We start from the raw sequence: 7,667 nt of genomic DNA, 5'->3' as shown, positions 1-7,667 counted from the left end.
ACCACGCGCACCCACTGGCCGGGCGGGGTGCGCTCGGCCTGGTCCCGGAGCATGGCGAGTGCCTGACGCAGCGTCGGGACGCCGTCCCAGCGCAGCTCCAGGACGTAGTTGAGGCCGCCGCGGATGACGTGCAGGTGCGCGTCGTTGAGGCCGGGGACGGCGCGGCGGCCGAGCGCGTCGACCACCCGGGTGCCGGGGCCGACCAGCGGGACGACGTCCGCGTCGCCGCCGACGGCCTGGATCAGTCCGTCCCGGATGGCCAGGGCGCTCGCCCGCGGGCGCCGCGGGTCGTTGGTGTGCAGTTTGGCGTTGCGGATGACCAGGTCGGCGGGCTGATCGGGGGTGCCGGGGCGGATGCCGGCGACGGGCACGGTGGTCAACTGAGTTCTCCTTCGGGCGTGGCGACTGGTGGGCCGGTGTACTCGGCCGGGGTGGGCGCCGGGTGCGGCTGATTGGGGCGAGCGGCGCTGCCCGGGTCGTCGGTGGGCTGCGGAGCCCGGGTCACCGCTCCCGCCACGGTGGGGCCGCCCTGCCAACCTAGGCAGGCGACGGTGTGCGCGGTGCCGTCGCAGTGCACCACCGGTTGTCCGGCAGTGCACAGATGCGGTCGGCCGACGCGGTGAGCGCCGACGGTGCAGCGTCGGAACAGCTCCGGGCGCTCAGCGAGCAGTGGACCTGCGGCGATGCGCCTAGCGTCGAGAGCGTGGCACCCCGATGACCCGGACGGCTGCCCGATCCACCATCCGTTCCCAGGAACATCACCAGGAAAGAGAACAACCATGGTCGACTTCTCCACGGTCCACGCAGCGCCGAGCCCTGACCTGATCACCCCGGACAACGCGATGGTGCTGTTCGTCGACCACCAGCCGCAGATGTTCTTCGGCACAGGTAGTGGTGACCGCACTTCGATCATCAACTCGACCGTGGGTCTGGCGAAGGCCGCGAAGACATTCGACGTGCCGGTGGTGCTCTCCACCGTCGCGGCGGAGTCGTTCTCCGGGCCGATCCTGCCACAGCTGCGTGAGGTCTTCCCCGGTCAGGAGGTCATCGACCGGTCCACCATGAACGCCTGGGAGGACGAGAGGCTGGTGGCGGCGGTCAGGGCGACCGGCCGCAGCAAGATCGTCCTCGCCGGTCTGTGGACCGAGGTCTGCGTCGTTCTGCCGGCGCTGTCGGCCTTGCAGCAGGGCTACGAGGTGTTCGTGGTCGCGGATGCCTCGGGCGGTGTCAGCCCGCAGGCCCACGAGCACGCCCTGCAGCGGATGGTGGCGGCCGGCGCCGTGCCGGTCACGTGGCTGCAGGTGCTGCTGGAGCTCCAGCGCGACTGGGCTCGCGGCGAGACCTACGTCCCGGTGACCGACCTGGTCAAGGAGCACGGCGGTGCCTACGGCACGGGCCTCGTCTACGCCCAGACCATGATCGACCCGCACGCTGCCGGCTGACGGACGGCGACCGAACCCCTGACCGGAGTCCGATATGAACACGGGTCTTCTTCTGCTGCGTGTGGTCGCCGGCCTGCTGATCGCGGGTCACGGCGTCCAGAAGGTCAGTTTCCGTCTCGGCGGCAACGGCCTGGTGGGCGGCGCTGCGGAGTTCCGGGGCGACGGCTTCCGTGGTGGAAAGCTCACGGCACTGGCCGCGGGCGGCACCCAGATCGGAGCGGGACTACTGCTGGCCCTCGGTCTGCTCACCCCACTGGCCGGGGCAGGTGTCATGGGTGTGATGACCGTGGCGCTCACGGTGAAGTGGCCGCACGGGCTGTGGGTGCAGCACGACGGGTACGAGTACCCGCTCGTGCTGATCATGTTCGGCGCGGTGCTCGCGGCCACCGGCCCCGGTCGGTGGTCGCTGGACAACGCCCTCGGCCTGACGACCTGGCCGCTGTGGTGGCTGCCTGTGGCCGTGGCCCTCGGGGTGGGCGGTGGCCTGGCCACCCGGCACGCCCTGCACCGGCGCCTGCGCTGACCTACCTCGACCGCTCGGGCCGGGTGGCGGTCCCGGGCCGGAGCGGTCGAGGGAGGTCCCGGTGCCGTCGCTCCGCGCGCCTCGCCCGGGCGTACCGGGCCCTGTTTTCAGCCGACCGGCGGAGAGTTGATGAAGCACAGTCCCCCTGCGCCGGCCGGCGGGTCCGCCTGGGCCCCGCTGCGCGAGAACACCTTCCGGGCTCTGTGGCTGGCCCAGTTCGTCTCCAACACGGGCGGCTGGATGCAGACCGTCGGGGCGCAGTGGCTGCTCGTCGGCCATGGCGCCGCGCTGGTCTCGCTGGTCCAGGTCGCCGCCGGGTTGCCCGTCCTGCTGCTCGCCCTGCCGGCCGGGGTCCTCGCGGACCTCCTCGACCGCCGAAAGCTGCTGCTGGTGATGCAGACGGCCATGGCCGCGGTGGCGTCCGTTCTCGCGGTACTCGCACTGCTCGGCGTTCTCGGGCCGTGGGTCCTGCTGCTGCTCACCTTCCTGCTCGGCTGTCTGACGGCGCTGAACGGCCCGGCCTGGCAGGCGCTCCAGCCGAGTCTGGTCCCCCGCGAGCAGCTACGGCAGGCCTCGGCGCTCGGGGCGGTGAACATGAACGTCGCCCGTGCGGTCGGGCCCGCACTCGGTGGCGCCCTGGTCGCCGGCGCCGGCGTGGGCTGGACGTTCGCGCTCAACGCCGTCTCCTTCCTCGGTATCCTCCTGGTCCTGCTGAACCGGCGGACCTTCGGCAACGCGCCCCGGCGTGGTCAGGAGCGCGAACAGGCACTCGCGGCGCTCCGCGCCGGCGGGCGGTACGTGCGAAGCGCGCCGAGGGTCCGGCGGATCCTGTTGCGCAACGCGCTGTTCGTTCCCGCGGCCGCCTGCCTGTGGGCGTTGCTGCCGGTGACCGCGGTGCAACGACTGGACCTTGGCTCCGCCGGGTACGGCGTGCTGCTCGCCACGGTGGGGGTGGGGGCGATCCTGGGTGCGGGAGCGCTGCCCCGTCTGAGTGCCCGCCTCGGGGCGGGCGGCATGCTGGCATTCGCCGGCACCCTGATCGCGGGCACGCTCGTCGTCCTGGCCGTCACCACGAACGCCGTCCTGGCCGGCCTGGTCCTCACGCTGGCGGGCGCGGCGTGGGTCTGGGGGTTGTCCACCCTCAGTGCCGCGTTGCAGCTCGAACTGCCCAACTGGGTCCGGGCGCGCGCGGGCGCCTTCTATCTGCTCGTCTTCCAGGGGGGCAATGCCCTGGGCGCGCTGGTGTGGGGACAGCTGGCACAGCACGCCGGGCTCACCACCGCGTTGGGTGCCTCGGCCGCGCTGCTCGGGCTGGGGGTGCTCTCCCTGCGGCGGCTTCCGTTGCTGGACGGGCGGGTCGATCCGTCGCTGTCCGACACCTGGCCCGAACCTCAGCTGATCGTCGAGCCGGCTCCGAAGGACGGTCCGGTCCTGGTCACCGTCTCGTACCGGGTCGCGGACGATGACGTGCCGGCTTTCGTCCGTGCGATGGGTGACGTCGAAGCCTCCCGGCGGCGGACCGGGGCCAGCGCGTGGGGTCTGTACCGGGACGCGGCGGAGCCGGACCTGTTCGTCGAGACGTTCACGGTGACCTCGTGGGGAGAGCACCCGGCCCAGCATCACGAGCGCTACACCGGCCTCGATCATGAATTCGAGAACACGGCGAGGGCTTTCGTGCGGAGCGAGCCGCTCGTGACGCATGCCGTGATGCGGCGGGGGTGAACCCCCGGGCCGGGTGCCCGGATTCCCGAAGCCGCGCCTGGTCCCCGGTCCGATATGCCCGGCCATAATTCATCACAAACCATGACACATATCATCGTGCGTGGATTTGCCCATGGGCCCCGGAATCCGTAGCGTCCATACAAGCAGATAGACAGACCTGTCTATCTGCTTGTGGGCAAGTCGCCCCCGGCGGGCTCTCCCGCTGTGCGCCCCGGCGATCGTCGAGAAGTCGCCTCCCCGGGGTGAGGCGGCAGCCGGCCCTGCCGGTCGAACCGGAGTTCGCCACCGGACCAATGCACCTGACCTCATAGTCGGTTGGAGTTTCCGTGATCCAGTCGGGCACTACACCCACGCAGAAAACAGAGCTGCACGAGAACGGCGGGGTACGCTCCCACGAGGATCGCGGTTACATCGACGTCCTGCCGCAGCCGCCCGGATCGTACCCGGACGACTTCCTCTTCGTGGGTGTGCACCACAGCGGCAGGGCCGTCTTCCGACGGAACGGCATCGAGGTGCCGCTGAAACCCGGCGACGTTCTCGTCACCGGCACGCCGCACCCGGCGAGCCTCTGGCGGGACGGTTCGAGCAGGATCACATACTTCCGCATCCCCAGCTTCTACCTGGGCACGCCCCCGGCCGAGGTGAGGCGCGTCGGCGGGCTGATGGCTCGCGGCAGCGACGGAATCGGCTCCTTGATCTCCCAGTTCCTCACAATGCTCGCCGATCCGGGCGAAGCCCCGCACCTGGTGACGGGCAATCACCTGGCCCGAAGCGTCGCGGACCTCGTCGCGCTGATGGTGACGGATCTGCTCCAGCGGGAGAATCCGACACCCGTGAGCGCCACTGCCGAGACACTCACCCGGATCCGGTCGTACATCGAGGAGAACCTGATGGATCCGAAGCTCTCGCCCAAGTCGATCGCCCGGGCGAACTACATCTCCGTGCGCTATCTGCACAAACTCTTCCAGCACGGCGACGTCACCGTGGGTCAGTGGGTGCGGCTGCGCCGGCTGGAGGCGTGCCGGCGTGAACTCGGGCAGTCCCGGCACGGGCAGGACTCGGTCGCCGCCATCGCCCATCGCTGGGGCTTCGTCAACCCGTCGCATTTCAGCAGGGTGTTCCGCGCGACCTACGGATTCTCCCCCAGCGAGTGGCAGGCCCACGTCCTGGACGGGAGCGCGACCCCGGCGCCCGGCCGTCCCGGCCGGACGCAACCCACCGGACACGGGCTCACCACCGACGGGGACGACCATGCCGCCGACGGTGCTTTGCCGGATCAGGTCTGATGTGCGGTCCGCCCGGAGGCTGCTCGGTGGGCAACCGCCGCGTGACCACGCCGGGTGCCGGTCCGTTGGTTGGAGCATGACCGCACAGCGCCCGCCCACGGCGGTCGCGTTGACGGGACCTGTCCGATGGCAACCACCCCGTCTCCTCCCGGAAGGCCTGATGACCAGTCACATCGCATCCGACGTCCCCTCCCCCGCCGAGGCCTACGCCAACGCCCCCGACCTGGAGGAGGAGACCACCCGCCTCGCCTCGATACTCGCCTCCCGAGATCTCCTCACCGGCACCGCCGCACAGCAACGCGAGGCCATCCTGCGGCAAGCCGCGGTCGACGACCGGCACTGGCGGCAAGGCCGCGACGACCATGCGCTCACTGTCGCCCGGATCAGCGCGCGCAGCCTGCTCCTGTTCGACCTGGCCTTCCCCCGGCACACCGCCGGCCCCCACCGGCCCGACGACCCCCACTGGCACACCGGACCCGATGCCGCCCTCGCTTACCTACACCAGGAATACCTGGCCTGGCACACCCACGCCGTGACGGTGGACAGCTGTGGGCGATGACCCCGTCAGGGGGCCGGGCCGCACGCGCGACGACCGACGCAGGGTCTGCCGCCGATGCCGCGGGCGGTCTGCGCGAATCGGCCGCCGGCATCGGGCTGGAGGAGGCCGCCGTGGACGGTGACGACGCGGCGCGCCCGCGGACACCACAGCTTCGGCTCGACGAGCTGCTCGAAGAAGTACGGGCGCGGATCGACGCTGCCCGCGGGACCACGGACCGGGTGCACAGCCTGCTCGAAGCAGTGCTGTCGGTCGGGCGCGAGCTGAACCTCACCCAGGCCTTGCGGCGGATCGTCGAGGCGGCGGCGGTCCTGGTCGGCGCCCGCTACGCGGCACTGGGGGTGATCGGTCCGGACGGCGAGTCGCTCGCCGAGTTCCTGACGGTCGGGATACCGCAGGAAGAGATCGCCGCGATCGGGCCCTACCCGAAGGACAATGGCCTGCTCGGTGAACTGATCAGCCATCCGGAGCCGTTGCGTCTCGAAGACCTGTCGCAGCACGAGGCTTCGTACGGGCCCCCGGCGACCATCCGCTGACCGGCCCGCCGCCTGCCGAACTCCTGGACCCGGTACCGCACGTCGACCTCGTTCGGGTGAGCCTGGAGGCGATCCCCGATCTCGTGGTCGGCCTGGACCACGACACCCGTAACGTCCTGGAACACGCCAGGAACCGGTGCCGTCGCCCGGCTGGCGACCTGCCTCAGGTGTCGTGGCGTCCGGGTGGGCTCATGAGTCGTGCCGAACCGGATCCGCGCCGGCCTGTCGCGAAGCTGATCGGCCCGGCCGGTACGGGGCGCCGTTGACCTGTCGCACCATCGTGGCGGAGGCTGTCATCTCAGGCGACGGGTTGGGAAGTTCTCCGGGTTCCGTGGGGGTGCGGGGCCACTGCGGGCGACCCGAGAAAGCACAGAGCACTCTCCAAGGGGATTCACCGTGGATGTGGAAAGCGTCATCTGCCGCGCGGGCGCCGGGGTCGCCGCGTACCTGGCCGCGCCTCAGGCGGCCTGGCTGCTGTACAGCTGGATGACGGAGGGGCGGCCGGTCCTCATCACTTCAGCGGTACGTGAGGTCGTCGGCGACCACGTGCGAGGTGTCAGCACGCGGCCCTTGGCCTGGATCATCTCGGGTGGCGTCTCTGTGGCCTGGCCGCTCATCTGCGTGGCGGCGGCTCGGGAGAAGCTGTCCGATCGCCGGCGGGAGTGACCGGCGGCCCCGCGCCATGAACCGGGCACCGGGCACCGGGCACCGGCCGGCAGACCGCGACGGATGACGGTCCGTCTGTGTCCCCTCCCAGATGCGGCCTCACATCACCCGCCGTCGATGCCGCGCTGCTCGTCCCCGCGCGTTCGGAGCGGACACGACGAATCGATTCACGGCACCTCGTAGCAGCGTGATCGTCACTGCCGGCGGTATGCCCAGACATCATCAGAGATACAGACAGGTCTGTCCTGCATGGAAGGTGAACCGCCCTGTTGTCCGCGGGCTGACGACTGCCGTCTGCAGCGCCCGCGTCGACGTGAACATGGGGCTCTCCGAGCCCCAGGGGTAGACTGAGGACCCGCAAACGGGAGGCACGCCCGTGGGTACGCCATCACATATGCGTGAACACAGCCAGGCCCTCGGCGCGCAGGACGGACACGCGCGCACAGGCCAGCACGGCCGCCGCATGTACGTTCTCGACACCAGCGTGCTCCTGGCAGACCCCCTCGCCGTGACACGGTTCGAGGAGCACGAGGTCGTCCTCCCGGTGGTGGTGGTCACCGAGCTGGAGGCCAAGCGGCACCACCCGGAGCTGGGCTACTTCGCCCGTCAGGCGCTGCGTCTGCTCGACGACTTCCGGGTCCGGCACGGCAGGCTCGACGAGCCGATCCCGGTCGGCGAGTCGGGCGGCACCGTCCAGGTCGAGCTGAACCACTCCGACCCCTCGATCCTCCCGGTCGGTTTCCGCGGCGGCGCCGGCGGCGAGGCCGACACCCGCATCCTGGCCGTGGCCCGCAACCTCCAGGCCGAGGGGTACGACGTCACCGTCGTCTCCAAGGACCTTCCGCTGCGGATCAAGGCCAGCTCGGTCGGCCTGCTCGCCGAGGAGTACCGGGCCGAGCTCGCCATCACCTCCGGCTGGACCGGGATGACCGAGCT

Annotated in this window: 8 protein-coding genes and 2 pseudogenes; 9 read left to right on the top strand and 1 reads right to left on the bottom strand. The window is 70.8% G+C overall.

The features are described 5' to 3' along the window. Positions 1-380: amidohydrolase family protein (locus AB0D08_RS39455; protein ID WP_359895162.1), on the bottom strand; the 380-nt coding region annotated here is incomplete at its 3' end. Positions 381-779: 399 nt separating this feature from the next. Between AB0D08_RS39455 and AB0D08_RS39450 the strand changes: the two genes are divergently transcribed. The 9 genes and pseudogenes from AB0D08_RS39450 to AB0D08_RS39410 all read left to right on the top strand — a co-directional run. Continuing rightward, positions 780-1,442 (top strand): hydrolase, encoded by a 663-nt coding sequence (locus AB0D08_RS39450; protein WP_033820484.1) that lies wholly within the window; start codon positions 780-782, stop codon positions 1,440-1,442. Positions 1,443-1,476: 34 nt separating this feature from the next. Then, on the top strand, positions 1,477-1,965 hold the full coding sequence (locus AB0D08_RS39445; protein ID WP_033820485.1) for a DoxX family protein: 489 nt from the start codon (positions 1,477-1,479) through the stop codon (positions 1,963-1,965). A gap of 129 nt (positions 1,966-2,094) precedes the next feature. Continuing rightward, on the top strand, positions 2,095-3,687 hold the full coding sequence (locus tag AB0D08_RS39440) for an MFS transporter (protein WP_359895159.1): 1,593 nt from the start codon (positions 2,095-2,097) through the stop codon (positions 3,685-3,687). 326 nt (positions 3,688-4,013) lie between these two features. Continuing rightward, on the top strand, positions 4,014-4,973 hold the full coding sequence (locus AB0D08_RS39435) for a helix-turn-helix domain-containing protein (RefSeq protein WP_051812416.1): 960 nt from the start codon (positions 4,014-4,016) through the stop codon (positions 4,971-4,973). A 160-nt stretch (positions 4,974-5,133) separates the two neighbouring features. Next, positions 5,134-5,532, top strand: coding sequence for a hypothetical protein (locus AB0D08_RS39430; RefSeq protein ID WP_033820487.1), 399 nt, complete (start codon positions 5,134-5,136; stop codon positions 5,530-5,532). A gap of 110 nt (positions 5,533-5,642) precedes the next feature. Further along, a pseudogene (locus AB0D08_RS39425) lies at positions 5,643-6,053 on the top strand (GAF domain-containing protein); the annotation flags it as partial. After that, a pseudogene (locus tag AB0D08_RS39420) lies at positions 6,050-6,181 on the top strand (nucleotidyltransferase); the annotation flags it as partial. The pseudogenes AB0D08_RS39425 and AB0D08_RS39420, both read left to right, overlap by 4 nt. 280 nt (positions 6,182-6,461) lie before the next feature. Beyond that, positions 6,462-6,731, top strand: coding sequence for a hypothetical protein (locus tag AB0D08_RS39415; RefSeq protein WP_033820489.1), 270 nt, complete (start codon positions 6,462-6,464; stop codon positions 6,729-6,731). A 463-nt stretch (positions 6,732-7,194) separates the two neighbouring features. Then, a partial coding sequence (locus AB0D08_RS39410) for a PIN domain-containing protein (protein WP_359895164.1) occupies positions 7,195-7,667 on the top strand: 473 nt, incomplete at its 3' end.

It is taken from the genome of Kitasatospora sp. NPDC048540 (genome assembly GCF_040651175.1).
Taxonomy (GTDB): Bacteria; Actinomycetota; Actinomycetes; order Streptomycetales; family Streptomycetaceae; genus Kitasatospora.
The sequence above is the reverse complement of the archived record's forward strand: the minus strand, read 5'-3'. Positions and strand labels throughout refer to the sequence as shown.